At 69.5% G+C, this 26,445-nt stretch carries 24 protein-coding genes and 3 tRNA genes; 12 read left to right on the top strand and 15 right to left on the bottom strand.

Annotated features, from left to right (window positions below):
* Window positions 1-48: 48 nt before the first annotated feature.
* From ABFG95_RS05550 to acpA, 3 genes are all read right to left on the bottom strand, one after another.
* Window positions 49-3,396 carry an autotransporter outer membrane beta-barrel domain-containing protein gene (locus ABFG95_RS05550; protein WP_278989735.1) on the bottom strand — a complete coding sequence of 1,116 codons (3,348 nt, stop codon included), beginning with the start codon at window positions 3,394-3,396 and terminating at the stop codon, window positions 49-51.
* A 535-nt stretch (window positions 3,397-3,931) separates the two neighbouring features.
* Window positions 3,932-4,975: a tRNA 2-selenouridine(34) synthase MnmH gene (gene mnmH, locus ABFG95_RS05545; protein ID WP_278989736.1), complete on the bottom strand. Its 1,044-nt coding sequence runs from the start codon at window positions 4,973-4,975 to the stop codon at window positions 3,932-3,934.
* A 211-nt stretch (window positions 4,976-5,186) separates the two neighbouring features.
* Window positions 5,187-6,935 carry an acid phosphatase gene (gene acpA / locus ABFG95_RS05540; protein ID WP_217482433.1) on the bottom strand — a complete coding sequence of 583 codons (1,749 nt, stop codon included), beginning with the start codon at window positions 6,933-6,935 and terminating at the stop codon, window positions 5,187-5,189.
* A gap of 200 nt (window positions 6,936-7,135) precedes the next feature.
* Between acpA and ABFG95_RS05535 the strand changes: the two genes are divergently transcribed.
* The 3 genes from ABFG95_RS05535 (at window position 7,136) to ABFG95_RS05525 (ending at window position 8,212) form a co-directional block, all read left to right on the top strand.
* Window positions 7,136-7,759: a TetR/AcrR family transcriptional regulator gene (locus tag ABFG95_RS05535; RefSeq protein ID WP_175147096.1), complete on the top strand. Its 624-nt coding sequence runs from the start codon at window positions 7,136-7,138 to the stop codon at window positions 7,757-7,759.
* 167 nt (window positions 7,760-7,926) lie between these two features.
* Window positions 7,927-8,003, top strand: a tRNA-Arg gene (locus ABFG95_RS05530).
* Between the two features lie 132 nt (window positions 8,004-8,135).
* Window positions 8,136-8,212 (top strand) — tRNA-Arg (locus tag ABFG95_RS05525).
* A 539-nt stretch (window positions 8,213-8,751) separates the two neighbouring features.
* Here ABFG95_RS05525 and ABFG95_RS05520 read toward each other — a convergent pair.
* Window positions 8,752-8,991 carry a DUF3079 domain-containing protein gene (locus ABFG95_RS05520; RefSeq protein ID WP_348995553.1) on the bottom strand — a complete coding sequence of 80 codons (240 nt, stop codon included), beginning with the start codon at window positions 8,989-8,991 and terminating at the stop codon, window positions 8,752-8,754.
* A gap of 243 nt (window positions 8,992-9,234) precedes the next feature.
* On the opposite strand from ABFG95_RS05520, the gene ABFG95_RS05515 reads away from it, so the two are divergent.
* Window positions 9,235-9,311, top strand: a tRNA-Arg gene (locus ABFG95_RS05515).
* Between the two features lie 333 nt (window positions 9,312-9,644).
* Here ABFG95_RS05515 and ABFG95_RS05510 read toward each other — a convergent pair.
* Complete coding sequence (locus ABFG95_RS05510) at window positions 9,645-9,851, bottom strand: hypothetical protein (protein WP_348995552.1); 207 nt, start codon at window positions 9,849-9,851, stop codon at window positions 9,645-9,647.
* 55 nt (window positions 9,852-9,906) lie between these two features.
* On the opposite strand from ABFG95_RS05510, the gene ABFG95_RS05505 reads away from it, so the two are divergent.
* Complete coding sequence (locus ABFG95_RS05505) at window positions 9,907-10,368, top strand: GNAT family N-acetyltransferase (RefSeq protein ID WP_100502693.1); 462 nt, start codon at window positions 9,907-9,909, stop codon at window positions 10,366-10,368.
* A 19-nt stretch (window positions 10,369-10,387) separates the two neighbouring features.
* Here ABFG95_RS05505 and ABFG95_RS05500 read toward each other — a convergent pair whose 3' ends face one another.
* Window positions 10,388-10,984: a short chain dehydrogenase gene (locus ABFG95_RS05500; RefSeq protein ID WP_049072934.1), complete on the bottom strand. Its 597-nt coding sequence runs from the start codon at window positions 10,982-10,984 to the stop codon at window positions 10,388-10,390.
* Between the two features lie 126 nt (window positions 10,985-11,110).
* Here ABFG95_RS05500 and ABFG95_RS05495 point away from each other — a divergent pair, with 126 nt between their 5' ends.
* Window positions 11,111-12,025 (top strand): LysR family transcriptional regulator, encoded by a 915-nt coding sequence (locus ABFG95_RS05495; RefSeq protein WP_054417252.1) that lies wholly within the window; start codon window positions 11,111-11,113, stop codon window positions 12,023-12,025.
* A gap of 6 nt (window positions 12,026-12,031) precedes the next feature.
* On the opposite strand, the gene ABFG95_RS05490 is transcribed toward ABFG95_RS05495, so the two are convergent.
* The 4 genes from ABFG95_RS05490 to ABFG95_RS05475 form a co-directional block, all read right to left on the bottom strand.
* Window positions 12,032-12,280, bottom strand: coding sequence for a hypothetical protein (locus tag ABFG95_RS05490; RefSeq protein WP_171905026.1), 249 nt, complete (start codon window positions 12,278-12,280; stop codon window positions 12,032-12,034).
* A gap of 89 nt (window positions 12,281-12,369) precedes the next feature.
* Complete coding sequence (locus ABFG95_RS05485; RefSeq protein WP_049072937.1) at window positions 12,370-12,972, bottom strand: helix-turn-helix transcriptional regulator; 603 nt, start codon at window positions 12,970-12,972, stop codon at window positions 12,370-12,372.
* A 111-nt stretch (window positions 12,973-13,083) separates the two neighbouring features.
* Window positions 13,084-13,764, bottom strand: a complete 681-nt coding sequence (locus ABFG95_RS05480; RefSeq protein WP_348995551.1) for a hypothetical protein — start codon at window positions 13,762-13,764, stop codon at window positions 13,084-13,086.
* Between the two features lie 169 nt (window positions 13,765-13,933).
* Window positions 13,934-14,707, bottom strand: a complete 774-nt coding sequence (locus ABFG95_RS05475) for an NAD-dependent deacylase (RefSeq protein ID WP_348995550.1) — start codon at window positions 14,705-14,707, stop codon at window positions 13,934-13,936.
* Window positions 14,708-14,886: 179 nt separating this feature from the next.
* Between ABFG95_RS05475 and ABFG95_RS05470 the strand changes: the two genes are divergently transcribed.
* The 6 genes from ABFG95_RS05470 (at window position 14,887) to ABFG95_RS05445 (ending at window position 20,146) form a co-directional block, all read left to right on the top strand.
* The gene (locus ABFG95_RS05470) at window positions 14,887-15,513 is read left to right on the top strand and encodes a cysteine dioxygenase (RefSeq protein WP_348995549.1); all 627 of its coding nucleotides are present in this window, start codon (window positions 14,887-14,889) and stop codon (window positions 15,511-15,513) included.
* A gap of 129 nt (window positions 15,514-15,642) precedes the next feature.
* Entirely contained in the window at window positions 15,643-16,407 is a 765-nt protein-coding gene (locus tag ABFG95_RS05465) for an IclR family transcriptional regulator (RefSeq protein WP_054417258.1), read from the top strand.
* 251 nt (window positions 16,408-16,658) lie between these two features.
* Window positions 16,659-17,822 (top strand): CoA transferase, encoded by a 1,164-nt coding sequence (locus tag ABFG95_RS05460; protein WP_348995548.1) that lies wholly within the window; start codon window positions 16,659-16,661, stop codon window positions 17,820-17,822.
* Window positions 17,819-18,541 (top strand): enoyl-CoA hydratase/isomerase family protein, encoded by a 723-nt coding sequence (locus ABFG95_RS05455; RefSeq protein ID WP_068952816.1) that lies wholly within the window; start codon window positions 17,819-17,821, stop codon window positions 18,539-18,541. The genes ABFG95_RS05460 and ABFG95_RS05455 overlap by 4 nt, the downstream gene beginning before the upstream one ends.
* A 47-nt stretch (window positions 18,542-18,588) precedes the next feature.
* Window positions 18,589-19,419, top strand: coding sequence for a CoA transferase (locus tag ABFG95_RS05450; protein ID WP_049072945.1), 831 nt, complete (start codon window positions 18,589-18,591; stop codon window positions 19,417-19,419).
* Window positions 19,412-20,146, top strand: coding sequence for a CoA-transferase (locus ABFG95_RS05445; protein WP_054503082.1), 735 nt, complete (start codon window positions 19,412-19,414; stop codon window positions 20,144-20,146). Before ABFG95_RS05450 ends, ABFG95_RS05445 begins: the two co-directional genes overlap by 8 nt.
* A gap of 71 nt (window positions 20,147-20,217) precedes the next feature.
* On the opposite strand, the gene ABFG95_RS05440 is transcribed toward ABFG95_RS05445, so the two are convergent.
* The 5 genes from ABFG95_RS05440 to ABFG95_RS05420 form a co-directional block, all read right to left on the bottom strand.
* Window positions 20,218-21,126, bottom strand: coding sequence for a GntR family transcriptional regulator (locus tag ABFG95_RS05440; RefSeq protein WP_348995547.1), 909 nt, complete (start codon window positions 21,124-21,126; stop codon window positions 20,218-20,220).
* 4 nt (window positions 21,127-21,130) lie between these two features.
* Window positions 21,131-22,183 (bottom strand): 4-hydroxythreonine-4-phosphate dehydrogenase PdxA, encoded by a 1,053-nt coding sequence (gene pdxA, locus ABFG95_RS05435; protein ID WP_063585149.1) that lies wholly within the window; start codon window positions 22,181-22,183, stop codon window positions 21,131-21,133.
* Window positions 22,180-23,400, bottom strand: coding sequence for a D-threonate kinase (gene dtnK, locus ABFG95_RS05430; protein WP_348995546.1), 1,221 nt, complete (start codon window positions 23,398-23,400; stop codon window positions 22,180-22,182). Before dtnK ends, pdxA begins: the two co-directional genes overlap by 4 nt.
* On the bottom strand, window positions 23,397-24,425 hold the full coding sequence (locus ABFG95_RS05425) for a 2-keto-3-deoxygluconate permease (RefSeq protein ID WP_080977377.1): 1,029 nt from the start codon (window positions 24,423-24,425) through the stop codon (window positions 23,397-23,399). Before ABFG95_RS05425 ends, dtnK begins: the two co-directional genes overlap by 4 nt.
* Before the next feature lie 150 nt (window positions 24,426-24,575).
* The gene (locus ABFG95_RS05420) at window positions 24,576-26,429 is read right to left on the bottom strand and encodes an ABC transporter ATP-binding protein (protein WP_059271896.1); all 1,854 of its coding nucleotides are present in this window, start codon (window positions 26,427-26,429) and stop codon (window positions 24,576-24,578) included.
* Between the last annotated feature and the right edge of the window lie 16 nt (window positions 26,430-26,445).

Here is a 26,445-nt window from a genome sequence, read left to right as displayed (position 1 = left end):
GGGGCCGGGCGGGATGGCCTGGGCTGGCATCGGGCGCGGCGCCTTGCCTTACCAGCGGTAGCTGACGTTGATCATGCCGCCGTAGCCATGCTGGCTGCCGCTGCCGGCCACGCCGAAGACATGGCCCGACACCTGCGTCGCCTTGCCCACGCGGCCTTCCGCGCCCAGCTTCAGTTCGAAGGCGTTGCGCGCCGGTTTTGCCTGCAGCGTGGTGCTGCCCATGCGCACCGCCGGGTTGGCGTTGTCGTGCAGCCAGTTGGTTTCCAGGAAGGGGCGCACCGCGGGCTTGCCGGCCGCCGCGGGGGCGGCCTGCGGATAGAGCCGCACGCCGACGCGCGACTGCCAGGCGCCGTCGTTGCCGCTGCGCATGCGGGTGCCTTGCAGCGTGGCGTCGCGCGCGTCGTAGCGGCTGTAGACCAGTTGGGCGTTCGGTTCCACCACCAGGGTTTCCAGGGCCGAGCCGGCGGCGAACGGCTTGAGGGCATAGCCGGCTTCGAGCGAAGCGCTCCAGACGTTGGCGCGATAGCGCACCGAGCCCAGTTCGCTGCTGATCTGGTTGGTGTAGCGGCCGTACTGCACCCAGGTGTCCGCATACGCGCCCAGGCGGGTGGCGTCGTTCTGGTAGAACGTGCCATAGATGCCGGCGGAATAGCCCGAGACCTTGCCGCGGGCGCGGGCATGGGTACGCTGGCCGCTGCCGGGCTGGATCAGGGTGGATACCGAGCGGCTGCGCGCGTCGCCATAACCGCCCATCAGGCCGGTATACACCGCGCCCTCGCGGCCAAGCGGGGCCTTGAGCAGGTCGCCGCCCAACTGCAGCATCGCGCTGTCGGTGTCGACATCGACACGGCCCTCGGACATGCGCAGGCCGCTGTCGTGGCGGCCCTGCGCGCGGGCCCACAGACCGCGGCCGCGGCGCGCGTCGGCGTCGTCGTCGGCATAGGCCGGCACGCGGTCGTGCAGGCTGTGGGTGAACAGACGCATGGCGGCCAGGCGGTTGCCGGCGTAGGCGCCGCTTTCGGGCGATACGTTCTTGAAGCCGCCGCCTGGCAGCACGGGATCGGGCGGGGCCACGGGCCACGCCGGATCGCCGGGATCGGTCGGTTTGGCCGGATCCCCCGGGTCGGGCGGGTTAACGGGCGGCGTGTAGTCCGAGGTCAGGTACCAATCGGGCGCCACGCCGCCGTTGCCGCCACGCACCAGGCTGTAGTCGTAGCCATTGAGCGAGACGGTGTTGGCGCTGGCGCGGTAGCCGGTGGAGCCGCTGTCCAGGTGGAACGCGTCGGCCGTGGTGGTGCCGCCGTTGATGGTTTCGACCACGCGGATGCCGTAGGTGGTCTGGCCGCCGCTGCCGCCGGCATTGACGACGCGCAGCGCGGTATTGCCCGAGGTGGTGCCGCCATCGATGACCAGCTTGTCGGTGGGCGAGGCGTCGTCGCCCAGGCGGGTGTTGAGCACCAGCGTGCCGCCGCCGATGTAGTTGTTGACGGTCAGGGTCTTGAAACCGCTGGCGCCGGCCGGCGACGTGAAGGCCACCGTGCCGGCGTTGGTCAGCGTGCCCAGGCTGGAATCGCCGCGCACGTTCCAGGCGCTGGTGTTGTCCACGGTCAGGCCATTGGCGAGGCCCGTGCCGCGCTGTATGACGGCGCCGGTGAGCACCGAGCCGTTCTTGAGCGAGACATCGACGCTGCCGCTGTCGGCCAGCACGTCGCCGGTGAGCCGGGCGTTGCTTGCGTCCAGCGTGACCTGCTCGCTCTCGATGACGGTGGACACGCCGCCGCTGGTGACCGTGACGGCGCGGGAATGCAGCAGCACGCCGCTGTCGATGTCGCCGCCAGCGCGCGCGGTGATGTCCGAGTCCGAGACCAGGAAGGTGTGGCCGCCGCCCGAGGCGAGCAGGCCGACGCCGTCCTGGGTGTCGATGCGGCTGCCATTGCGGAAGGTGACGGTATTGCTCAGGCCGGCGCCGGTGAGGTAGCTCCAGATGCCATTGGCGCCGGCGCCGGTCATGGCCAGGCCGGTGCTGTCCAGCGTGACGGCCGCGCGGTTGCTGACGGACAGGCCGCTGGCGCCCGCGCCGCTGGTGTTGACCTGGGAGTTGCGCGCCGACAGGCTGGCGCCCGAACCGCTGGCGAACAGGCCATAGGCGGTGGCGCCAAGCGTGTTGATCGTGACGCCGTCCAGCTCGATGGCGGCGCCGCCCAGCCGCGCCAGCGCGCCCACGGCGCCATTGCCGGCGGTGTCGATGGAGACCCGCGTGGCCTTGATGGTGGCCGAGCTGCCGTATTCACGCGACAGGTACAGGCCGTGGGCATTGGCGTCGCGGGTCTTGATGCGGCCGTCGACCAGCGTGACCTGGCCGGCGCGGTTGTCCACGCCCACGTGGGCCGAGGCGATGTCGAAGCCGGTGGCCGAGAAGCGCGTGCCGGTGGACGGCAGCCAGACGCCGGTGCCGTAGACGCCCAGCGCCGAGATCGAGACGTTTTCGATCTCGGCGGAAGTGTCCTTGGCGTTGATGTTGATGCCATAGCTGTGGTCGCCGGTGGCGGTCAGGCTGGCGTTGCGGATCCTGGCCGCAGAGGGCGCACCGCTGCCGGAGCTGAGCATGACCGCGGAGCCGCCCGTGGTCAGGCTGCCGCCGTCCATCTCGAAGCGGCCGCCCTCGACGCGCGCGCCCACGCCGCTGGCGGCGTTGACCTCGGTGTTGTACAGCGTCACCACGGCGTTGGCGCCGCTGACGCTGACGCCATCGCTGTAGTTTCCGGTGGTGGTGATCCTGCCGTCCTGCACGGTGACGCTGGCGCCGGTTTCGGCGGCGGCGCCGGTGGCGTTGTAGGCGTTGGTGCCGATGGTCACGTCGCGGGCGACGATGGTCGAGCCGGCGCCCGTCGCGGTCAGGCCGCGGCTGCCGCCGTTGGCGGTGGTGATGCTGCCGCCATTGAGGTCGATGCGGCCGCCGGACTGCGCATACGCGCCGTGCGAGTACGTGCCCAGGGTGGCAATATCGCTACCGCCGACGGTGATCAGGCTGCCGGCGCCGGTGGCCGTCAGCGCGTGGGCATTCTGGCCGGCGCCGACGGTCTTGATGACGCTGTCGGTCAACGTCACGCTGCCGCCGGCGCTGGCGCGCACGCCAAGGGTGTTGGCGGTGGTGGCCGAGCCCGCGGTGATCGTTACGCGGTCGCCGCGCACGCTGTTGCCGGCGACTGAGACATCGAGGGCGGCGCCGCTGCCGGCGTAGGTCAGGGTGTCGCCGTTGTCGAGTGCGCGGGCAATGCTGCCCGACGGATCGTTGATGATGACCTGGCCGAGCTCGGCGGCCTGCGCGGGGTTGGCGAAGGCCGGCAGGGTGATGGCCAGCAGCCCGAGCATGATCGGGTTGAGGGAACAGTGCATGGGTGGCTCCTTGGCCCTTGGCCTTGGCATACCCAGACACATCGAACAGAACCAGACCGAAAAAAAGCAGGAGCCGCTGAAGCGTACTGGTGCGTATCGGACAAAGGCGATTACGTGGCAGTAGCTTTCATGGTGCGTTCGCGGGGGGAGCGAAAAAATAAGACGATTCTTAGATGCGCCGTATTGATTCGAAGGAAACGTAACAAGACCCTGGCGGCGGGCGGGCCGCACCGGATTGGCGGGTTTTATCGAGGGATTTTCAGAAAATTCCTGCTACGAGCGAGCGGATTCTGTGCTTGGCACTGAGCGTTGTCCGGGCCGGCTGGCCGCTGCCGCCGATCCGCCACGGCGGGCGAGGCCCGACCTTGTCCGCGCCTGGCTTGCTATCCCGGGGATGCAGGCGTCTGGCGGGATTCGTTCGGCGAGTTCAAGGCCGCGTGCAAGCCGTGGCGACCGCCGCGCCTTGCGCGAGCGCTTGCAACGACGCCGTGGCGTCAGGATGGGGGCGCGTGCGGGCAGCCCCCACACGGGAAAACTAGGCCAGCGCGGCCAGCAAGGCCCGCGCCTGGGCCACCACGTCGGCGTCATTGGGCCGGAACACCACCGGCAGCGCCTGCGGCAACCGCGTGAAGTGCGCCTGGCTGCTGCGCGTATAGGCGGGGTCGTAATGCTGGTCGATCAAGGCGCGCGCCAGGTCGTCGCGGCGACCCTCGTCGATCATGCGTAGCCAGCCAGCCACCGTGTCGCGGCTGTGCAGGCCGACCAGCCGCAGCAGTTGGGATTTCAAGCCCGCGGGATCGTCGAACAGCTGTGCATAGTCCTGCCGCAGAAAGACGGCGCGGTCTTCCCGGCTGGCTGTCACCGCGACGCAGGCGCCCCGATGCACCGCCTCCAGCAGCGTGGCGGGCAGGGCCACCGCGCCGATCTTGCGGCTCTCGGCCTCGACGAAGACCGGCCGGGCGGCGTCGAGCTCGCGCAGCCGCGCCGCCAGCAGCGTATCGAAGCGCTTCTGCGTCGGTTGCGCCTGGCCCGGCCACGCGCCCAGCAGCGAGCCGCGATGCGCGGCCAGCGCTTCCAGGTCGAGCGTTTGCGCGCCGGCTTGCGCCAGGGCGTTGAGCAGCCGCGTCTTGCCGCTGCCGGTGGGGCCGGTCAGCACCACGAAGCGCAGCGCCGTCGGCAGCGTGTCCAGGATATCGAGCGTGGCGCGCCGATAGGTCTTGTAGCCGCCGTCGAGCTGGCGCGCGCGCCAGCCGATCATGTTGAACATCACCGTCATGGACCCGGAGCGCTTGCCGCCGCGCCAGCAATAGATCAACGGGCGCCAGCCCTGCGGGCGCGCGGCGAAGGTGGTGTCCAGGTGGCGGGCGATATTGCGGGCGGCGATGGCGGCGCCCAGGCGGGTGGCCTCGAACGGCGCCTCTCGATAGCGCGTGCCGACCAGGGCGCGTTCTTCGTTGCTGAACACCGGCGCGTTCAGGGCGCCGGGAATATGGTCGTCGGCATATTCGAGCGGCGAGCGCACGTCGATGATGTCGTCGAAATCGTCCAGCCTGTCCAGGCCGACCAGCAGGTGTTTCAAGGCGGAGCCATCCCCGGGGAGCAATGGGGGATTCTCGCATGTCGCGGCGGTTCGCGCCCGGTCCGGACGCCTTGGGAGGAATCCCGGCATGCGGCCCCATGCCGGGGCGGCGCGCGACAAGGGCCGATCCGCCGTCGCCGCCTTGGCGGCAAACGGCTGCGCGATACCGGGGAAAGGGCGCGGCCCGCGCCGACGTGGGCCGCGCGTGGACTCAGGCGGGGAAGGACAGCGCGTTGGTCAGGTCGCCCATGGGCTGCTGGCCGCGCGCCTTCATCGCGTCGTCGCGGGTCTTCAGGCCGTCCAGGGTCGGCAGGTCGAACACGCGCGTGATGAGGCGCAGGATCGAACCGGTATCGTAGACGGTGTGGTCGACGGTGCCTTTTTTGGCGAAGGGCGACACCACCAGCGTGGGGATGCGCGTGCCAGGGCCCCAGCGGTCGCCCTTGGGCGGCGCCACGTGGTCCCACCAGCCGCCGTTTTCATCCACGGTGATCACCACCACCATGTTCTGCCACTGCGCGCTCTTGCGCAGGCTGTCGACGATGTGGGCGATGTGACGGTCGCCCGAATCCACGTCGGCGTAGCCCGCGTGCATGTTGAGGTTGCCCTGTGGCTTGTAGAACGTCAGCGGCGGCAGCTTGCCGGCTTCGGCGTCGGCCAGGAACGTATTGGTCGACGACAGGTCGCCCAGGCCGCCGTCGCGCAGGTGCGCGGCGCGCGCGGCGGTGCCGGGGCCGGTGCTCTGGAAATAGTTGAAGGGCTGGTGGTGCGCCTGGAAATTGGGCGACGACGGAAAGCCGCTGTTGGCCGTCGAATCCACCGCGGCCTGCCAGCCGCCCGCGTACCAGGCCCAGTCCAGGCCCTTGGCGCTCATGAGGTCGCCGATGTTGGCGTGGGTCTGCGGCACCATGAAGACCGAGGCCGGGTCGGCCTGGGTGGGGTTGGCGGCATCGCGCGAGAATGCGGGCCAGTACGGCGGGCCCATGGTGTTCACGCCAAAGCCGTCCGGCGTCAGCGCGCTGGCGCCGAACTGCGGCGCGCCGGTCAGGGCGCTGGCCGGCGAGGTGGCCTTGGGTTGCAGGTTGGGGTCGGCCGGGTCGGCGCTTTGCAATTGTGCGATCTGTCCGCGGACGTTGATCGACGCGTTGGCCAGGTCCGGGTAAAAAGGCGGCCTGGCCGCGACCAGGTATTGGTGGTTCAGGAACGAGCCCCCGAACGCGCCCTGGAAGAAGTTGTCGCACAGCACGAATTCCTCGGCCAGCTTCCACAGGCGCAGGTTGTAGGCGGAGTCGCTGTAGCGGCCCATCACCAGCGCGCCGGAGTCGGCCCAGGCGACGAAGCGGTCGTTCTTGCCGCCGTTGATCTGCATCTGGTTCTGATAGAACACGTGCCACAGGTCGCGCGTGACCACCCCTTGCGGCAACGGCTCGCCCTGCGGTCCGCGCAGGTCGAACGGCGCGTTGGGCAGGTTGTTCATGTAGGGCGCGTTCTCGGCCACCTGATAAGTGACGTGGTTGGCCTGTTGCGAGGTGGGCACCATGCCGCCCCACACCGGCGGCAGTACCGACAAGGTAGTGCCGTCGCGATCCTTCTGCGTGTAGTCGGCGGCGGTGAGGGCCGACAGCGGCTTTTCCACGCCGGGAAAGTTGGCGAACAGATTATTGAAACTGCGGTTCTCGGCGAAGATCACCACCACGGTCTTGACGTGGTTGCGCAGCTGCGTGGTGAGATCCGGCGCCGGGGGTTGCGTGGGCGGCGTGGCGGGCGGCGTGTCATCGTCGCCGTCGTCGCTGGAACAGCCGGCCAGCGCGCCCAGGGCGGCCGCACTGGCTCCCAGCGCGGCGATGCCCGTCAGGAAGCCGCGGCGGGTGGCGCGCACGGGCGCATCGGTATTCCTGGGTTCGGTGGTCGCGGGCGTCGCGGCTTCCTGCGCGATCGCGCCTTTTTCTTTTTCAGACATGGTGAGAGACCTTGCGAAAGGGGCGGCGCCCTGTCATTGCGCCGCGGAGTCGCCGGATGACAGCCGGCATTCACGACGCGTCAGGCTAGAGAGGCAACGTGCTATCGGTGTGACCATCCGCTGTCAGAAAGCTGTACGCCGGGCGGGCCCGCGCAAAATTCCCTTAGACTGGTGCCCTGGGTGAAATCCGAGTGAAAGCAATGACCGACAACCCCGCAACCGAATCCGCGCGCAAGGCGGCCACGTCCCGCACCAAGCCGCCCGAGGTGCGCCTGGACGAGTTGATGGGCGCCGCGCAGGCGCTGTTCCTGGAGAAAGGCGTCGACGCCACGACCATCAGCGACATCACGGAAGCGGCTGGCGTGGCCAAGGGCACGTTCTACGTGTACTTTCCGTCCAAGCAGGAAATGCTGGCGGCGCTGGGCGAGCGCTACGTGCGTGAGTTCGTCGAACAACTGGAACGCGCGGTTGATGCGTGTCCCAAGGACGATTGGGTGGGACGCCTGCGCGCCTGGGTCCAGGCCAATGTGGCGACGTACCTGCGGACCTACCGCGTGCACGACATCGTTTTCACCCATCCACATCATCATGCGCGCGAGGGCCATACCGAGAACGAGGTGATCCGGCAATTGCAGGGCATCCTGCGGGCCGGCGCCGCGGCCGGCGCCTGGCGGGTCGACAATCCGCGCATGATGGCGTTGCTGATCTACGCCGGCGTGCACTGCGCGACCGACGACGCGATCCTGTCGAAACTTTCGGACTCCACGGCGTTCGCGCGCGGCGTCGCCGACGCCTATCTGCGCATGCTGGGCGTCGCGGTCTAGCGGCCGTCGATTCCCCGTGACCGCGGCAGTCTTTGTGCGCCGTGAGGGCGATGATAATGAGAGGCGTTGGCAATGCCATTGACAGGGGGCCGAGCTGACTGAATGGGGGGGCAGCCGACTTGCGCGGTTTGCGAAACAACGCTATGATTCAAGGCTTGCTTTTTCGCGCGCCCGTAGCTCAGCTGGATAGAGTACCTGGCTACGAACCAGGGGGTCGTAGGTTCGAATCCTGCCGGGCGCGCCAATGATTTTCCTTGTGGTTTTGCTCGCGGCTGGTCGGTGATCAGTACGAAAAGAATCGATAACGGGAAAAAAGAGAAGGCAAGTGCAGTGCCGCGGCAAAATTATTCTGATATAATCTTGCCTCTTTACCGGAGCGCCCGTAGCTCAGCTGGATAGAGTACCTGGCTACGAACCAGGGGGTCGTAGGTTCGAATCCTGCCGGGCGCGCCAATTTGCTTGATGATGATCAGGTGATTGGCTTGGTAAAAAACGATGCGCGGCATCGTTGCAAGCAGTACAAATGGAAAGGCCTTTGATCTCGGATCGAAGGCCTTTTTGTTTGGTCGGTTCGGATGTTGCGCCAGATTTGTTGCACCCATTCATTGCACCCGCTCGTCGCATCCGCTCATTGCACCCGCTCGTTGCATCCGCTCGTTGCATCCGCTCGTTGCATCCGCTCGTTGCACCCGCTCGTTGCACCGCGGCTTGCGGAAGCGGTGTGCGGATCCGTTTTGCGGATTCTTGAGGTGTTTACCGGGTGCGCGGGGCGCAGGCTTTCGCCATCCGCGCCGCGGCGCCGAGGCATGGCCAAATGTTGGCCCCTGAATGTCAGGCCCGGAATGTCGGACCCGGAATGTCAGACCCGGAATGCCGAATCCGGAATGCTGAATCCGGAATGCTGAATCCGGAATGCCGAGGGGATGCGTTGCCCGCCGATCGGGGGCATGCTTTGGCCGCCGCCTTCGCGCACGGCGCCCGGATCCGACACCTCAGCGCATCGTGGCTCCATGCGTTGCCGCCGCGCCGGTTCCGGCGCCGGCCCCTTTGTCTTCGTCGTCATCCAGGCCCCAGTTGCCCACGGTATGCCAATCGTCGCCCAACAATTCCGCCGGGTGCATGGTGCGATCCGAGCCGTTGCCACAGGCCAGCGCGTCGGTGGGACAGTAGCGGTCGCAGCCCCAGCAGATGCGTTCGGGGTGCTTCGGATGCAGGGGAAACTTCTTGGCCATGCCGTTGCCTCCAGGGCGCGCGCGAGCATCTTGGAAGGTGCGTCATGGGACTGCGCGGGCGCCGTTTCAGGGTATGCCGCGCGCCGCGTGGCGGCGTACCGCTGTCACTGCGCCGGCTGTATCGCATTCAGCGTAGCGCGCGATGCGGGCGCGGGATTTGATCCGGCGCAAGGGCGTGCGGGCATGGCGGCGCTTCGATTTGCGGACCCGCCCGGCTTCATGCTATAAACACGCCTCTTTAGCGCGCCCGTAGCTCAGCTGGATAGAGTACCTGGCTACGAACCAGGGGGTCGTAGGTTCGAATCCTGCCGGGCGCGCCACCTCATTCGAAGTGCGCCGATCCGTCGGCGCCGCTTGGCGACAATAATGTCGGCAATACAACGCCGGCAAGACGACATCGACCAGGCAACGCTGGCACGCACGGTCCGCAAGACAACGCTGGCAAGAAAAGCGGCAATAAGGGCGGCCATTAAGGGCGGCAACAAGGGCGGCTGACATCGGGTTGGCCGCGGCGGCTGGCGGCAGCGCATCAAGCATTCTGGCAACGGCCTGGCGATTTTCGCCAGGCCGTTTTCGTTTGCGCGGCCGGTGCGCACGGTCGGCAGCGCACGCGAACCGGAATGGCGATGTTGACGGCCGGGTCGGAACGCCGCTTACTTCTGGATGTCCTGGCGCTGGCGCCGATAGTCGTCGTAGGAGGTCGAGGCCGCGTTCATGCAGCGCTGGCGTTCCTGCATGTCGGGGATCTTGCCGCATTCATTGCGTTGCCAGGCCTGTCCGGCGTCGTAGGCGCGTTGCGATGAACAGGCGCTGGCCGAGACGGCGGCGGCCAGGCTGGCGAGGATGACGAGACGGCGCATGAGGGGTTCTCCCGGAATCGGGTCGAGTGTACAGTCGGCCCTTTGCGCCGCGATCATGAATGCCATCGATATCCGACTCGCCGACATGGCCGATGCGCCCCGCGTCGCACCGCTGTTCGACGCCTACCGCCAGTTCTACGCGCAGCCGGCTGATCCCGGGGCCGCGCTGGCGTTTGTGCGGGCGCGCCTGGAGCGGGCCGAATCGGTGATCCTGCTGGCCACGGACGCCGAGGATGGCGCGGTGCTGGGCTTCTGCCAGCTCTACCCCTCGTTCTGCTCGGTGCTGGCCGCGCCGATCCTCGTGCTGTACGACCTGTTCGTGACGCCGGCGGCGCGCACGCGCGGCGTCGGGCGCGCCCTGTTGCAACGGGCCGAGGCGCATGCGCGCGCGGCCGGCGCTGCGCGCATGGACCTGACCACCGCCCGCACCAATCTGCCGGCCCAGGCGCTGTACGAATCGCTGGGATGGGAACGGGACCGGGTATTCCTGACCTATAACCGCGACCTGGCCGGGTGAGGGGCGAGCGAGGCGGGAGTCACCAGACGCGGTACACGCGGCCGGTCTGCGCGCCCTCCACGCTGCGGCTGTAGGCCAGCGCCACGCGCGCCGCGGGGGCGGCTTCAAAACCCGGGAAGTAGGGGCCGTAGCTGTCCCAGGATTCGCGCAGCACGGTCGGGCTGACCGAATTGATGCGCGCGTCCCGCAGTTCCACGGCGGCGCCGCGCACGAAGCCGTCGATGGCCGAGTTGACGGCGGAGGCGTTGGCGCCGAAGGGTATCGGTTCGTCGCTGACGATGCCGCTGGTCAGGGTGATCGAGCCGCCCTGGTTGAGATAATGCTGGCCGATGAGCGCCAGGTCGACCTGGCCCAGCAGCTTGTCGTGCAGGCCGATCCTGAATTGCTCGGCGGTCATCTGCGCCAGCGGACCGAAATGCAGGGCGCCTGCGGTGGAGACGATGGCGTCGACCTTGCCGACGCGCTCGAACAGGGCGCGGATGCTGTCACTGCGGGTGATATCGACCTGGTGCTGGCCCTGGGTCTTGCCGACGGCGATGATGTCGTGGCGCTGGCCGAGTTCGTGGGCCACGGCGCGGCCGATGGTGCCGCTGGCGCCGATAAGAAGGATCTTCATGGGGAGTTCCGCTGTTCATTTTGGGGCGCGGACGGGGCGCCCGCGCATGAAAGCATTCTGCGGTTTCCATTCCTGTGGAAAAATCCAGGAATGGTTGGAACACTTCATACCCAGGGTGCGTAATTCATGGATCGTCTGCTCAGCATGGAGATCTTTGTGGCGGTGGTCGAGCTGGGAAGCTTGACGGCGGCGGCCGCGCGCCACGAGATGTCGGCGGCCATGGCGGCCAAGCACATCAAGGGCCTGGAGGCGCGGCTGGGGCTGCGGTTGATGAACCGCACCACGCGGCGCCAGAGCCTGACCGAGGCGGGCCAGGCCTACTACACGCGCTGCAAGACGATCCTGGCGGACATCCGCGAAGCCGAACAGGGCGCCGAGGCGCTGCGGGTGGCGCCGCGCGGCACCCTGCGCATCACGTCGACGGTCTCATTCGGCTCGTTCGCGCTGGCGCCGGCAATTGCCGACTACCTCGACCGCTATCCGGACGTGAGCGTGGAGCTGGCGCTGAGCGACGTGGTCGAAGACCTGGTGGCCTCGCGTTACGACCTGGCGGTGCGCATCGGCGAGCCGCGCGACTCCAGCCTGGTCGCGCGCCGCATCGGCAGCTATCAGATGATCATCTGCGCGGCGCCGACCTATCTCGCGCGCCATGGCACGCCCGAGACGCCGGCCGACCTGGCCCGCCACCAGTGCCTGGATTTCTCGCATTGGAGCCGCCGCACCGGCTGGCGCCTGGGCGAAGGCGATGGCGACGGCGAGGGCGCGCAGGCCGACTATCCGCCGGCCAGCCGTTTTATCGCCAACAATGGCCAGGCGCTCAGGCAGGCGGCACTGGCCGGCTTCGGCATCGTGCTGCAGCCCGAGTTGTTGCTGGCCGAAGACGTGCGCGCCGGCCGGCTGGCGCCGATCCTGCGGCCCTACTGGCCGGCGGCGCGGCCGGTCACGCTGCTGTATCCGAAAGACAGGCAGGCGTTGCCCAAGCTCACGACGTTCGTGGACTTCGTCGTGGCGCGGTTCGCGGGGAAGGCGGGGCGGGGGTGAGGGGCGTCAGCCACGTCGTCGGTCCACCGCCGTCAGGTTCAGGCCGTTCTTGAGCAGTTGGTAGGCCTGGCCGCCCAGCCAGGCGACCTTCTCGCCGGAACTGGTGCGGCAGACGCAGTGCGTCCGGGGATCGAAGCGGGATGTGCCCAGCGCGGAATAGGCGTCAGGGTCCGACACGAATCGTTCGATACGATACAGCGTGCCGTCGGGGGCCGTGGCCAGGACATCGGTCAATCGTCTTGCGGTACCGAGCATTTTGGATACCTCTCATGCGCGGGCCGTTCTCAGCGCGGCGCCAAAGTTGTTCGAACACGTCCACCGGGTCGGGCCGCGAGGGCCCGGCGTCAATGAAAGTGTCCTCCTAACGATGCATCATCGAGCTGGTCGGGCGAGACTCCCAGGGCTTCCGAAATGCGGTCCAGGATGATCTGGCGGGGCCGCGGGCGAGGCCGTTCCAATTCGATGTAGATGGAGTGATCCACTCCCAGGCGGGCAGCCATGTCAGCGGTGCTGATGTTCAGGTGCTCGCGCCAGGCGCGTATCAGGCTCCAATCGTTGCCGGTTTTTAGACTTGCTACAGCTGATGGTACGACGTTTTTCGAAACCGCGGGCGGATGGCGCGCGGGCTGGGGGCGGTAGGCGTCACGCAGGGTGTTGCGGGCCTTGGCGTTCTTGCGGGCATCCGCCACGGGGGGCGCGGAGCCGGGTTCGGCGGTGAAGATCGTTCCTCCGTTGACCTGGCGGTACAGGTTTCCGCCGACCCAGGACAGCGCTTCGCCGTTGTCGAGCATGCATTCGCAATCCAGGTGGGTATTGCTGGGAATGCTCTCAAGTTTGGCGATGGTTTCCGTGGTCGTGGCGTGGCGCACCACCCGATGCAGCACACCGTCGGGCGAACGCACGAACACGTCGGGAAGTCTCCAGGAAAACGGAATGATGATCTCCATGCCTGCAATGGCTTGCTACCACTGTATCCCTCTGCGTGCGCGATGAGATTTGGGGTTTCCCCTGCATCGCGGACATACGTTGATGGTAGTCCTGTTCGCCCCCGAACATCTTCACAAATCTTCACGCCAGCACCGGCTTTGGCACCGCGCGAAACCGCAGAATGGCGCATTCGATGCTGGAATCGTCGTGATGCTTTCTTTCGGGGCGGGCGCCGCGCGGATGCCGCCGACCGTGGGGCGACGCCGCGCCATCGCGTGGTGGGCGGCGGGGCTGTCTTGCGCCCTGCACGTGGCGCTGGCCTGGTTGGCCTGGCGCGCGCCCGCGCCGCAGGGGCCGCCGCCGCTCGCGCGTCGGGACGCGCTTTTCGTGGACCTGCTGTCACCGTCGTTGGCCAGTGCGCCGGCGCGTTCGTCCGCGCCGGCGTCGTCGGCCGGGCCCGGATTGTCCGCGCCGCCAGCGGCGCGAGCATCGCCGGCATCGTCCATGTCGGCGCCGCCTGCCGCCGCGCCCGTCGTGCCGTCGTCCGGCGCGGCGCGATCGGCCGGGCCGCGGGCAAGGCCTGGCGCCACGTCGACGCCGGCGCCGCCGCCGCGGCCAACCACCGCCATGCCGGCAATATCGCCGGGATCGTCCGCCACATTGCCGTCCGCGCCGTCCGTCGCGCCCGCGCGAGATTTCCGCTGGCGCGCCGAGGATGCCGCGGCGCAGGGCGCGCCGCATGCGCGCGGCGAGCCTCGCGTGAACCTCGCGCCCAAGGCGGCGGCGGAACCGTCGGCGTTGGCCAGGGGCATCGCGCAAAGCGCGCGGCCGCCTTGCCGGGAGGCGCATGCGCACATGGGATTGCTGGCGGCGCCGCTGTTGCTGGCCGACGCGTTGCGCGGGGATGGCTGCAAATGGTGAGCGGGGGCGCAACAGGGCGGGCTGGCCGCGCGGGCGCCGTCGGCGCGGACGGCGCTTGCGTCAGAAGCCGGCCGCCGCCAGCAGGCGAGGCATGACCTCGGCGGCCGCGCCGCGCAGGTTGAAGTGGGCGTGCGCATCGAGCGGCGTGGCGGCGGGGTTGACCTGCGCCACGGTGGCGCCGGCGCGCAAGGCGCGCAACGGCAATTCGGCCGCGGGATAGACCAGCGCCGAGGTGCCGATGCTCAGGAACAGGTCGCAGTCGCCGGCGGCGTCGAGTGCCTGTTGCCAGGCGCTGGCCGGCAGGCTTTCGCCGAACCAGACGACGCCGGGGCGTATCGGCGCGCCGCAATGGACGCAGGCCGGTGGCGCGATGGCGCGGCCTTCGGCGGGTTCGGCCTGCGGCGGGGAGGCGAACGCCGCGGCCTGGCCGCAGGCGCTGCAGCGCGGCGCGTGCAGGCTGCCGTGCAGATGGATCACGTTGTCGCTGCCGGCGCGCTCGTGCAGGTTGTCGACGTTTTGCGTGATCAGCGCCAGGCCGGGAACGCGCCGCGCCAGGGCGGCGATGGCGCGGTGGGCCGCATTGGGTTCGGCGCGCGCGACGTGGGCGCGGCGCCATTCGTACCAGCCCCATACCAGGTCTGGCTGCGCCGCGAAGGCCTCCGGCGTGGCCAGGGCTCGCGCATCGAAGCGCGACCACAGGCCGGTCAGCGGATCGCGGAAAGTGCTGATGCCGCTTTCGGCGGATACGCCGGCGCCGGTGAAGACGACCACGCGCCGCGCCCGCGCCAGGGCGTCGGGCAGCGCGGGCGGGATGGAAGGAGTCAGGGTATCCATGCCGTAAGGCCGGTAATGAGCAAGTCCGATACGCTGCACGCGCGGCCCCGGGGCTGTCAAGCGCGGCGCGCGCCGGCGGCCGTTGCGGCAAGCGTCCCGAATCGTGGATACTGGAAAGCCCAATTGGGATATTCACTGGCATGGCCCGTTCCGGACCGTGCCCGATCCGGAGACATGCAATGCCCGAAGCCCCCGCCGGCCTGGACCGTCTGCGCCATTTCATCGCCACCGCGACCCGCCTGGCCACGCCCGCCGGGCTGGCGCAGTCGCCCGAGCTGCAGGCCGCGTTCGCCGCATTGATCGCCCATGACGATTGGCTGCCCGAGGCCTGTACCGTGCCGCATCCGCAGTATTACCAGCAATACCTGTTGCATTGCGATCCGCTGGAGCGTTTTTCGATCGTCAGTTTTGTCTGGGGGCCGGGACAACTGACGCCCGTGCATGACCACGAGGTTTGGGGATACGTCGGGATGCTGCGCGGCGCGGAAGTGAACCAGCGCTATGCGCGCGAGGCCGACGGCCGGCTGGTGGCGCGCGGCGCGCCCGAGACTCTGCGCCCCGGCGACGTCGAGCGCCTGTCGCCGCAAGAGGGCGACATCCATCGCGTGTCCAACGCGTTCGAAGACAAGGTGTCGATCAGCGTGCACATGTATGGCGGCAATATCGGCGCCGTGTCGCGCCATGTCTACGACCCCGCCACGGGGCAGGCCAAGCCGTTCGTGTCGGGCTATTCGGCGGCCAGCGTGCCGAACCTGTGGGACCGTTCGGCCGCCGTGCGCGCGGCGCTGCCGGCCCCGGCCGCCTGAGGCGCGGCCGCGCCCGGTCGCCGTGTGGCGCGGGCCGGCTTTACGCGGCCAGCCTGGCGCGGCCAAGCCTGTTCGCCGCGCTTGCGGCGTGCTATGTTCGCGTCCTAAATATTGGGAAAATCCAGAATAATGGACAAGACACTGCTCAAGGGGCTGATGGTGCTGGAGGCGGTCACCGACGTCGATAATCCGCCGCGCACCATCGATGCGCTGGCGGCCCGGGTCGGGCTGACGCGCAGCAATACCCATCGCACGCTGCAAACCCTGATCCATGCCGGCTATGTCATCCGCGACGAGGATGGCGGCGGCTATCGCGGCGCGGTGCGACTGTTCGAGCTGGCGGCGCGCCAGCTCGGCCAGCTGGACCTGCGCAAGCTGGCCGCGCCGTTCATGCGCACGCTGGCCGACCAGACCGGCGAAACGGTGCACTTGTCGGTGCTGGATGGTTTCGACGTGGTCTACGTCGACAAGATCGACAGTCCGCAGCCGATCCGCGCCTATTCCATGGTGGGCGGGCGCGCGCCGGCCTATGCCGTGGCCACCGGCAAGGCGCTGCTGGCGTACCAGGCCGACGGCTATGTCGAGCGTTATGCGGACAAGCTGGCGCGGCACACGCCGGCGACGCTGGTGTCGATGGCCCTGCTCAAGGATGAACTGCGCAAGGTGGCGCGCGCCGGCTACGCGATCAATCGCGGCGAGTGGCGCGAGGGCGTGGGCGGACTGGCGGTGGCCTTGTTCAACAGCCTGGACCAACCGGTGGCGGCGGTTGGCATTTCCGGACCGCTGGACCGCCTGGGGGCGGCCCGCATGAAGCAACTGGCGCCGGACGTGGCCGCCTGTGCCCAGGCCATTTCGCGGGGCATGGGCTACCGGCGCGGCTTCCTGGGCGAATGAGCGCTGCGGTGTCCGCCACGGGATGTTCCTGAATCCTGAATATTGGGATTCAAATTTCAATTAATGATTTACCGAGGATTCCGCCCGATGCTATGCTGGGCGGCGATCGCACCCTGCCAGCGGGGTTCGCCAACAGAGCCAAGCAAGGCGCATGACGGCCCGCTGCATCCCCCAGGATGACACGGCCCAGGCGGCACGCTTGGATTCTTTTTCTTGTCCCATATATTGATTCCGTATAACGAGAGGTCGACATGACTCCTGGCTCGGCATTGGCCGGCATCACCGTGCTCGAGATCTGCAACGTCGCGGCGGGGCCGTTCTGCGGCATGCTGCTGGCGGACATGGGCGCCGACGTGATCAAGCTGGAAAACCCGGAAGGGGGCGACACGCTGCGCAGCTGGCCGCCCTTGAGCCAGGGCTATAGCGAGAACTTCGCTTCGCTCAACCGCAACAAGCGCTCGGTCACGCTGAACCTGAAGGATCCGGCCGACCTGGCGCTGGCGCGCGAGCTGGCCGCCGGCGTCGACGTGCTGATCGAGAACAATCGGCCTGGCGTGATGGATCGCCTGGGGTTGGGCTATGCGGCATTGCGCGAGGCCAATCCGCGCCTGGTGTATTGCTCCATCTCGGCCTATGGCCAGTCCGGGCCGCGCGCGCAGGAGGGCGGCTTCGACCTGACCATCCAGGCCATGAGCGGGCTGATGAGCGTGACCGGCGAGGCTGGCGGCGAACCGGTCAAGTGCGGCGTGCCGGTGGCCGATTTCTCGGCCGGCCTGTATGGCGCCTTCGCCATCGCCTCGGCCCTGCGCGCCGCGCAGGCCAGCGGCCAGGGCACCCACATCGACGTGCCGATGCTGGGCGCCACCCTCGGCATCGCGGCGTTGCAGACCTCGGAGTTCTTCGGCAGCGGGCGCGACCCGGTCAAGCTCGGTTCGGCCCACCCGCGCAACGCGCCTTACCAGGCGTTCCGGTGCAAGGATGGCTATTTCGGCATGGCTGCGGGCAACAACGCCTTGTGGAAGGGCGTGTGCGTGACAGTGGGCCGCGAGGACCTGCTGGCGGATCCCCGTTTTACCGACACCAGCGCGCGCGCCCGCAACCAGGATGCGCTGCGCGAGATCCTGGAAGCGATCTTCGCCGCCGACGATGCCCTCACGTGGCTGGCGCGCTTTCGCGCGGCCGGCGTGCCGTGCGCGCCCATCAATACCTATTCCGAGGTGTTGGCGGATCCGCAGGTCGAGCACATGGGCTGGGTGCAGCCGCTCGAATTGCCCAATGGCGTGCGGACGCGCACCTTCGGGCTGCCGGTGCGTTTCGACGGCCAGACCACCGCGCTGCGCCGCCCGCCGCCCGCGCTGGGCGAGCACAACGAGGCCGTGCTGGGGCCGCTGCGCAGCAAGGGGAAAGGCGCATGAGCGCGGCGTTGCGGGTCGAGCGGCGCGGTCCGGCGCAGGTCCTGACGCTGACGCGTCCGGAGAAGATGAATGCATTGTCGGCCGAGCTGGTCGAGGCGCTGATCGCGGCGGTCGACGCGGCCCCGGCGCAGGGCGCCGAGGTCATCGTGTTGCGCGGCGAGGGCCGCAACTTCAGCGCGGGTTTCGATTTCGGCGATTGGGAGGCGCAGAGCGAGGGCGACCTGCTGCTGCGCTTCGTGCGCATCGAGACGCTGCTGCAACGGGTGGCGGCCTCGCCCTGCCTGACGGTGGGGTTGGCGCACGGCCGCAACTTCGGCGCCGGCGTCGATCTGTTCGGCGCCTGCAAATGGCGCGTGGCCGCGCCCGACGCGGCCTTCCGCATGCCCGGCCTGAAATTCGGACTGGTGCTGGGCACGCGCCGCTTCGCCGCGCTGGTGGGCGCCGAGCGCGCCCGCGCCATTCTGGAACAGGCCAGCGTATTCGACGCGGGCCAGGCCCATCGCGACGGCTTCGTCAGCCACCTGGCGGCGCCGGACAGCTGGCCCGACCTCGAGCGCCAGGCCGCCCAGGCCGCCGGCGCCCTGACCGGCGCCGCCCGCGCGCAGCTGTACGCGGCCCTGTCGGCGGAACAGCCCGACATCGACCTGGCGCGGCTGGTGCGATCGGCCGCCGAGCCCGGCCTGAAGGCGCGGGTGGCGGCCTACCTGCAGGCGCGCTGACGCCGCCCGCCCGGCCGGCACGACGAGACGGAAATCGAGGAGGCAGCATGGGTTCGGGATTCAATCAAACGCACAAGCAGTGTTCGCTGGCCGAGCTGGCGGCGCTGGTGCCGGACGGCGCGTCGATCGCGCTGGGAGGCAGCTTCCTGCACCGGGGGCCGTTCGCCTTCGTGCGCGAACTGATCCGCCAGGGGCGGCGCGACCTGGAGCTGGTCAAGCAGTCGCCGGGCTACGACGTGGACATTCTGTGCCGCGCGGGCGCGCTGCGGCGCGTGCGCGCCGGCATCGTGGCGATGGAAGGCAATTTCGGCCTGGCGCCGTGGTATCGCAAGGCCATCGAGCGCGGCGAGGTCGAGCTGGAGGAACATGCCTGCAACAGCCTGACGGCGGGCCTGCGGGCCGCCGCCTACGGCGTGCCGTTCCAGCCCTGCGGCGGCCTGCACGGCAGCGCCCTGCCGACCCTGAACGGCTGGAAGTGCCTGGAGGATCCCTACGGCAGCGGCGAGCGCACCTGGGTGATCCCGGCGGTGCGGCCGGACTTCGCGGTGATCCAGGCCTCGGAAGTGGACGCGCGCGGCAATGTGCGGGTGCATGGCACGGCGCACTGGGACCGCATCATGTCGCGCGCCGCCGGCAGCGTGCTGGTGGTGGCCGAGAAACGGGTGGACAGCGCCGTGTTCGAGGCGCAGCCCGAGGCCACGCTGGTGCCGTATTTCATGGTGCAGGCCTATACGGTGCTGCCGCGCTCGGCCTGGCCGGGTTCGTGCTGGCCGGACTATGCCATCGACTATCCGGCGGTCGAGGCCTATATGGACAAGAACGGCGACCTGGCGGCCCACCTGGCCGCCGCGCCGGAAGCGGGAGCGGCGAATGGCTGAGCAATGGTCGGGGTTCTCGTACATCGTCACCAATCTGGCGCGCTTCATCCGGCCCGACGAGATCACCTTCAGCGGCGTCAATTCGACCCCGCCCATGCTGGCCTGCCTGCTGGCCAAGCGCGCCTACGACTGGGACTACGTCTATATCAACGTGGCGGGCGGGGTCGACCCGCGTCCATCGCACATCCCGCTGTCCAGCTCCGATCCGGTGCTGGCCGAGCACAGCGCCTCGATCTTCGCCAACGAGGACTTCTACGACCTGTGCACGCGCGGCCGCATGGACCTGGCGTTCCTGGGCGCGGCGCAGATCGACGGCGCCGGCCGCGCCAACAACTCCTGCATCGGTGACTGGCATGCGCCCAAGGTGCGCCTGCCGGGCGGCGGCGGCGGGGCGGTGATGATGCCCACGGCGCGGCGCACCTGCACCTGGCGCACCGAGCATTCGCGCCGGGTGTTCGTGCGGGAGCTGGATTTCGTGACCGCGGGCGGCGGCTTTGCCGGCGTGGCGACGCCGATCGCGGTGTTCGTCAAGCGCGACGGCCGGCTGGCGCTGCAATCCTGGCATCCCGAGTCCAGCCTGGCGGAAGTGCGCGAGCGCACCGGTTTCGATTTCGATGCCGAGGGCGCCGGGCCGACGCCGCCGCCGACCGAGGCCGAGCGGCGCGCCTTGCGCGAGCTGGATCCCGATGGGGAGTTCGAGCGTGACGCGGCGGTGACGCTGCGCTAGGGCGCGTGCGGCTCCCGCCCGTTGGAAAGGGCGTTCAGGCCCGGCGCCGGCCGGATGCGCGCCGCGTGGGCTCAGTCGTGGTTGCCGGCGCGCAGGCGCGCCAGTTCGGCGGAAAGCTCTGCCACCAGCGCCTGGGCGCGCGCCAAAGGATCGTGGCCGGCGACAGCCGGTTCGACGGCGGCCGCGGCGGTGCCCGACGTGCCGCGCAGGCGCGGCTGCACGCTTTCGTGGCCGACGCTGACGTCGACGTCGAACACCAGTTGTTCGGCGCGATGCCAGGTGCTGAACCACTCCAGCGGGCGGCCGTGCTGGTCCATGCCCTGGCCTTCCAGCATCAGCAGCGGCGTGCCCGCCGGCACTTGCAGCAGGCCGGCCAGGGCGGCATCCGCCGCCACCGCGCGGATCTGGTTGCGTCCCGCGCCGGGATGCAGGCCGAAGCGCCGCGTCAGCACGCCGTGCAGCGAAGCGTCGGTGAGTTCCTCGGCGCGCAGCCCGGGCACGGCGGCGGCGGGCAGCCAGGTGCGCACGTAGGCCAGCGGCGCGTCGGCGACGTGGCGCAGCCGCTCCAGCAACAGCAGGTCCTGGGTGCCGAAGAACTCGGCCACGGCCTTGGGCGGCTCGCTGGGCGCGAGATCGAGCACGCGGGTCTTGAGCGTCACGCCCGATTGCGCGAACTGTTCGTACAGGCCGGTGGAGCGTTGCACCAGGCGGCGGTGTTCGCGCGGCGCGGCCACCACCGCCGGGCGTCCGGCCTCGCGCTGGATCAGGCCTTCGGCGGCCAGGGCCGAGAGGGCCTGCCGCACCACGCTGCGGGCCACGCCGAAGTGCTCGCACAGCGCCGCCTCGCTGGGCAGCAGGGCGCCGGCGCCGAGCTTGCGGGTGCGGATGTAGCCGCGTAGCAATGCCGCCACCTGGGCGTGCAGCGGCACGTCGCCGGAACGGTCCAGCGCGGGCAAGTCTTCAGCGTTGGCGGGCGCCATGGAATCAACCTCCTGTTTGAGCCCGCGCAGTTTCCCATACATGCGTCCAGCCCGGGGCCAGATGCGCGGCGCGCTCGGCGGCCAGGATCAGACTGTCTTCGCGGGCGATGCCCTGGCCCGCGATGTCGAACGCGGTGCCGTGATCGACCGACACGCGCACCACCGGCAGGCCGACGGTGATGTTAACGCCGTCATCGCCATAGACGGCCTTGAAGGGGGCGTGGCCCTGGTCGTGATAACAGGCGATCACGAACTGCCACTTGCCGCGCACGGCTTGCGGGAACAGCGCGTCGGCCGGGATCGGGCCGGCCGCCAGGATGCCGGCGGCGTTGGCCTCGGCCACGGCGGGCGCCAGGATGTCGGCGTCTTCGGTGCCGAAGATGCCGTTCTCGCCGGCGTGCGGGTTCAGGCCCGACACCGCCACCGGACGGTCGCCGCGGCCCAGGGCCTTGGCGAACGAGCCGGCCAGGCGCAGCACCGCGCGCATGCGCGCCGGCGTCAGGTCTTCGATGGCCTGGCGCAGCGACACGTGGGTGGTGGCGTGGAAGATGTAGAGATCGCCGGCGGACAGCACCAGCGAGAAGGTCTTGACGCCGAATTCGTGCGCCAGCAGTTCGGTGTGGCCGGGCCACTTGTGGCCGGCGGCGTGCATGGCGGCCTTGTTCAGCGGCGCGGTGACGATGCCGTCGACCTCGCCGGCGCGCGCCAGGGCGCAGGCGGTGGTGACGAAGCGCACCGAGCCGTCGCCGGCGTCGGCGCTGATCTCGCCCAGCTTGACGTGGCCCAGCGAGGGGCCGGCCTGCAACACTTCGATGATGCCGGGGGCGTTGGTGGCGTCGGCCGGACGCTCGACGCGGCGCACGATGGCGGGATCGCCGCCCAGGCCGCGCACGGCGTTGACCATCACGTCGACGTCGCCGACCACGACCAGGCGCGCCTTCTGGCGCAGTTCGTCATGGCCCATCAGCATCTTGGCCGTGATTTCCGGCCCGATGCCGGCCACGTCGCCGAGGGTGACGGCCAAGAGCGGCAGCTTGGGAGCGGGGGTTTGTGTCATCGCTTGAATCTCCTGTCGCGGATCGCGCGCACGGCGCGAACCAGTACGTCTTCGGCGCCAAAGCCGCCGGCCTTGGTCACCACGGGCAGGCCGTCGGCCGTGCCGCCGGTCAGCGTGCCCAGGGGCACGCCGCCGATCACTTCATCCACCAGGGCGATGCCGCCGGCGCCCAGCGCCAGCAGCACCTGGCGCGCGCCGTCGCCGCCAGTGGCGACCACGCCGGCGGCGCGCGAGGCGCCGATGGCCTGCGCCGCCAGCGCGCCCAGGCGCTGCGCCACGGTGTCGGAATCCAGTCCTTCGCGCTGGCCGGCCGGGGCCAGCAACAGCAGGGTGCCGGCGGCATCGGCGCCGGCCTGCGCGTGGGCGCGCAGCAGCGGCTCGCACCAGTTGCGCCAGGCCGCGTCATCGGCCAGGTCCGCCAGCGAAGGCGCCCAGGTGCGCGCGCCGGCGGCTTGCAGCGCGGTGGCCTGCGCGCGGGCGGCGCTGTGTTGCGAGGTCACCACCACGACCACCGGGGCGGTCTGGTCGGCGCCGGCCCAGACACGGGCCAGCGGCACGGCCAGGCCGCCCGCGCCCACCGGCAGGGCGCGCGGCCCGAGGATGCCGATGGCGCGCGCCAGCCGTTCCAGGTCGGCGTCGTCGCGTGCATCCACCACCACGGTGGCGCCGGCCTGCGCGATGCGCGCGGCCAGCGATTCGGGCGATTCACCCGCCTTGGCCGCGACGTGGGCGCAGCCCAGCAGGGTCGGGATATGGCTTTCGGTCACGGGCGTGACCGGATCGGTGGCGGCCGAGGTGGCGGTGACGGGCTGGCCGTTCACCATGAGCACGCCGTCTTCCACGGTGCGGCCGGTGGCCGGGAAGGCCGGACATACCACCGCGATGGCGTCATCGCCCCAGGCCGCGCGCGCCGCGTCGATCTCGGCCTTGAAGGCGCCGCGCAGCGTCGAGTCCACTTTCTTGTACAGGCGGGCGACGCCGGCGGCGCGCAGCCGCTCGACGTTGCGCCGGATCACCGCGTACGCCTGCGCGGCGGGCAGGGCGCGGCTGTGGGTGGTGACCGCCAGCACGTCGACGTCGTCGGCGGCCGGCGCGGCCAGCGCCTCGTGCGCGCCGTCGATCGACAGGCGGGTGGTCCAGCCGGCCCGCACGAACTGCACGGCGGTGTCGCCGGAGCCGGTCAGGTCGTCGGCGACGATGGCGATGGCGGGATTCAAAGGGCCTCCCCGCGCGCCTCGCGGTAGCCGCCCGCCGCCGCGTCGTCGGCGGCGTCCTCGGACTTGAGTTCACCGGCGCGCTTGAGGAAGTACGAAGCCAGCACCGGGGCCAGGATCGAACTGATCAGCACACACGCGGCGACCTGCGCGGTGGCGGTCGAGACGTACTGCTGGAAGTTGGGATCGGCGGCCGCGACCACGGCGGGCGTGGCGATGGCGTTGCCGGCGGTGGTGCCGGCCGCGAAGCCCAGGCCGCTCTTGCCGCCGCGGCGCAGGATCAGGCGATAGCCCAGGTAGACCAGGCCGCCGGTGATCGGGCTGATGATCAGGCCCAGGATCAGGCCGGTGATGCCGCCATTGACGACCGCGCCCAGGTTGATGCCGGTGCCCAGCGCGAAGGCGAAGAAGGGGATGACGATGTTGGGCACGGGCTTGAGCACGTCGCGCCACTTGGGATCGAGGTTGCCGACCACCACGCCCAGCAGGAACGGCACCAGCGCCGCCACCAGGGCGATCATGGGGATGTCGGCCAGACCCGAGGCGCCCAGGAACAGCAGGCTGAAGAAGGGGCCGTCGTTGACCGCGCTGGCAACGTAGGCGCCGCGGTCGCGGGCGTCGCCGTACTGGCCGGTGTAGGCCAGCCACAGGCCGCCGTTGCTGTTGTCGAAGGCGGCCAGCATGGCCAGGATCGACACGCCCAGCACGCCGTCCAGGCCGACGTAGCTGCCCAGGATGATGATGAGGGTGGCCGGAACCAGCGTTTTCATCAGCAGGATGGTGCCGGCGGTGGCCAGGATCGGGCCGCCGGTGCGCGCATTGACGTGGGTGCCGGTGGCGAAGATCAGCAGCGCGATCAGCGGCAGGGCGCTGTTCTTGAACAGGGCGGTGGTGAAGCCGCCGATGGCCAGCGCGTCGGGCGCGAAGGTGCCGAGCAGCGAACCCAGGATCAGCGGTACCAGCATCAGGCCGCCGGGGATTTTCTGCATCGTGCCAAAGAAGGGCGAACGGGGGGTTGCGGTCGTCACAATCGGAGTCTCCAGGGGGATTTTCTCGCGGCGCAGACGTTCATGCGTGCGTCTGTCAGGGGGTTGAAAGCCGCCAGTGTACACCTGTACGTACAGCATGTACGTACAGGATCTTCCCGTGTGGCGGCGGCGCGACGCCCGCCCGCCGCCTTAGTCCAGTCCGACGAAACCGCCGGTCTGGTGGCTCCACAGCCGCGCGTACAGCCCGCCCTGGGCGATCAGGCTGGCGTGGGTGCCGGATTCGACGATGCGGCCGCCGTCCAGCACCACCAGCCGGTCCATGCGGGCAATGGTGGACAGGCGGTGCGCGATGGCGATGACGGTCTTGCCCCGCATCAGCGCCTCCAGGCTTTCCTGGATCGCGGCCTCGACTTCGGAATCGAGCGCCGAGGTGGCTTCGTCCAGGATCAGGATGGGCGCGTCCTTGAGCAGCACGCGGGCGATGGCGATGCGCTGGCGCTGGCCGCCCGACAGCTTGACGCCGCGCTCGCCGACGTGGGCGTCCAGGCCGCGGCGGCCGTCGCCGTCGACCAGGGCGTCGATGAATTCGGCGGCGCGGGCGCGGTCGATGGCGTCGCGCAGTTGCGCCTCGGTGGCGTCGGGCCGGCCGTACAGCAGGTTGTCGCGGATCGAGCGGTGCAGCAGCGAGGTGTCCTGGGTGACCACGCCGATCTGCGAGCGCAGGCTTTCCTGGGTGACGCCGGCGATGTCCTGGCCGTCGATCAGGATGCGGCCGCCTTCCACGTCATACAGCCGCAGCAGCACGTTGACCAGGGTCGACTTGCCGGCGCCCGACGGGCCGATCAGGCCGATCTTTTCGCCCGCATGCACGGTCAGGTCCAGGTGCGGGATGATCTGGCGGCCGCTGCCGTAATGGAACGACATGTCCTCGAAGCGCACCTCGCCGCGCGTGATGCGCAAGGGCACCGCGTCGGGGCGGTCCACGACCTGGCGCGGCTGCGAGATCGTGGCCAGGCCGTCCTGCACGATGCCGACGTTCTCCGAGATGCCGTTCACTTCCCACATGATCCAGGCGGACATGTTGTTGATGCGGATCACCAGGCCCAGCGCCAGCGTGATCGCGCCCAGGCTGATGCTGCCGATGCTCCACAGCCACAGCGCCAGCCCGGCGGTGCTGGCGATCAGGATGCCGTTGAGGGTGTTGATGGACACGTCCATGGCGGTGATGACGCGGGTCGACAGGCGCTGCTTTTCGGTCTGTTCGGTCATGGCCTGGCGCGCGTAGTCTTCCTCGCGGCGGGCGTGGGCGAACAGCTTGAGCGTGGAGATGTTGGTGTAGCCGTCGACGATGCGGCCCATCAGCCGGGAGCGCGCCTCCGAGGCGATGACGGCGCGCGATTGCATGCGCGGCACGAAGTACGCCAGCATGCCGCAATAGATGGCGATCCACAGCACCAGGGGAATCACCAGGCGCCAGTCGGCCTCGGCGAACAGGTACAGCGCGCTGGCCGCGTACAGGATGACGTGCCACAGCGCATCCACCGACTGCACCGCCGAATCGCGCAGCGAATTGCCGGTCTGCAGCACGCGGTTGGCGACGCGGCCGGCGAAGTCGTTGTGGAAGAACGCCAGCCCCTGGTTCAGCACGTAGCGGTGGTTCTGCCAGCGCACCAGCGTGGTCAGGCTGGGCGAAATGGTCTGGTGCGACAGCAGGTCGTGCAGCGCGATCGACAGCGGCCGCAGCACCATCACCACGAACGCCATCCACACCAGCGTGTAGGCGTGCTCGCGGAAGAAGTCCGCCGGCGGGGTGTGCTGCGCCATGTCGACCAGGTCGGCCAGGAAACTGAACAGCGCCACCTCCACCAACGCGCCGCCCAGGCCGACCAGCAGCAGGATGGCGAAGATCGGCCAGACCTGCCACAGGTAGTAGGCGTAGAAGCGCAGCACGCGACCCGGCGGGGTGATGTCGGGGGCGTCGCGGAACGGGTCGATCAGGTTTTCGAAGTAGCGGAAGACGGGATTCGATTTTGCGCCGGGCATGGCAGGTCCGTAGAAG

It is taken from the genome of Achromobacter sp. HNDS-1, from assembly GCF_040084795.1.
Lineage (GTDB): Bacteria > Pseudomonadota > Gammaproteobacteria > Burkholderiales > Burkholderiaceae_B > Achromobacter > Achromobacter ruhlandii.
This window is presented reverse-complemented; position numbering and strand designations above follow the sequence as displayed.

What these genes read in the sequence shown, in the direction of transcription:
- ABFG95_RS05445 (WP_054503082.1), top strand. Translation starts at nt 19,412, where the DNA reads ATGGCTGAGCAATGGTCGGGGTTCTCGTACATCGTCACCAATCTGGCG.
- ABFG95_RS05535 (WP_175147096.1), top strand. Translation starts at nt 7,136, where the DNA reads ATGACCGACAACCCCGCAACCGAATCCGCGCGCAAGGCGGCCACGTCC.
- ABFG95_RS05440 (WP_348995547.1), bottom strand. Translation starts at nt 21,126, where the DNA reads ATGGCGCCCGCCAACGCTGAAGACTTGCCCGCGCTGGACCGTTCCGGC.
- ABFG95_RS05520 (WP_348995553.1), bottom strand. Translation starts at nt 8,991, where the DNA reads ATGGCCAAGAAGTTTCCCCTGCATCCGAAGCACCCCGAACGCATCTGC.
- ABFG95_RS05495 (WP_054417252.1), top strand. Translation starts at nt 11,111, where the DNA reads ATGGATCGTCTGCTCAGCATGGAGATCTTTGTGGCGGTGGTCGAGCTG.
- ABFG95_RS05510 (WP_348995552.1), bottom strand. Translation starts at nt 9,851, where the DNA reads ATGCGCCGTCTCGTCATCCTCGCCAGCCTGGCCGCCGCCGTCTCGGCC.
- acpA (WP_217482433.1), bottom strand. Translation starts at nt 6,935, where the DNA reads ATGTCTGAAAAAGAAAAAGGCGCGATCGCGCAGGAAGCCGCGACGCCC.
- pdxA (WP_063585149.1), bottom strand. Translation starts at nt 22,183, where the DNA reads ATGACACAAACCCCCGCTCCCAAGCTGCCGCTCTTGGCCGTCACCCTC.
- ABFG95_RS05485 (WP_049072937.1), bottom strand. Translation starts at nt 12,972, where the DNA reads ATGGAGATCATCATTCCGTTTTCCTGGAGACTTCCCGACGTGTTCGTG.
- ABFG95_RS05550 (WP_278989735.1), bottom strand. Translation starts at nt 3,396, where the DNA reads ATGCACTGTTCCCTCAACCCGATCATGCTCGGGCTGCTGGCCATCACC.
- ABFG95_RS05470 (WP_348995549.1), top strand. Translation starts at nt 14,887, where the DNA reads ATGCCCGAAGCCCCCGCCGGCCTGGACCGTCTGCGCCATTTCATCGCC.
- ABFG95_RS05450 (WP_049072945.1), top strand. Translation starts at nt 18,589, where the DNA reads ATGGGTTCGGGATTCAATCAAACGCACAAGCAGTGTTCGCTGGCCGAG.
- ABFG95_RS05475 (WP_348995550.1), bottom strand. Translation starts at nt 14,707, where the DNA reads ATGGATACCCTGACTCCTTCCATCCCGCCCGCGCTGCCCGACGCCCTG.
- ABFG95_RS05480 (WP_348995551.1), bottom strand. Translation starts at nt 13,764, where the DNA reads ATGCCCCTGGCCAACGCCGACGGTTCCGCCGCCGCCTTGGGCGCGAGG.
- ABFG95_RS05465 (WP_054417258.1), top strand. Translation starts at nt 15,643, where the DNA reads ATGGACAAGACACTGCTCAAGGGGCTGATGGTGCTGGAGGCGGTCACC.
- ABFG95_RS05420 (WP_059271896.1), bottom strand. Translation starts at nt 26,429, where the DNA reads ATGCCCGGCGCAAAATCGAATCCCGTCTTCCGCTACTTCGAAAACCTG.
- ABFG95_RS05455 (WP_068952816.1), top strand. Translation starts at nt 17,819, where the DNA reads ATGAGCGCGGCGTTGCGGGTCGAGCGGCGCGGTCCGGCGCAGGTCCTG.
- ABFG95_RS05505 (WP_100502693.1), top strand. Translation starts at nt 9,907, where the DNA reads ATGAATGCCATCGATATCCGACTCGCCGACATGGCCGATGCGCCCCGC.
- ABFG95_RS05460 (WP_348995548.1), top strand. Translation starts at nt 16,659, where the DNA reads ATGACTCCTGGCTCGGCATTGGCCGGCATCACCGTGCTCGAGATCTGC.
- ABFG95_RS05490 (WP_171905026.1), bottom strand. Translation starts at nt 12,280, where the DNA reads ATGCTCGGTACCGCAAGACGATTGACCGATGTCCTGGCCACGGCCCCC.
- ABFG95_RS05500 (WP_049072934.1), bottom strand. Translation starts at nt 10,984, where the DNA reads ATGAAGATCCTTCTTATCGGCGCCAGCGGCACCATCGGCCGCGCCGTG.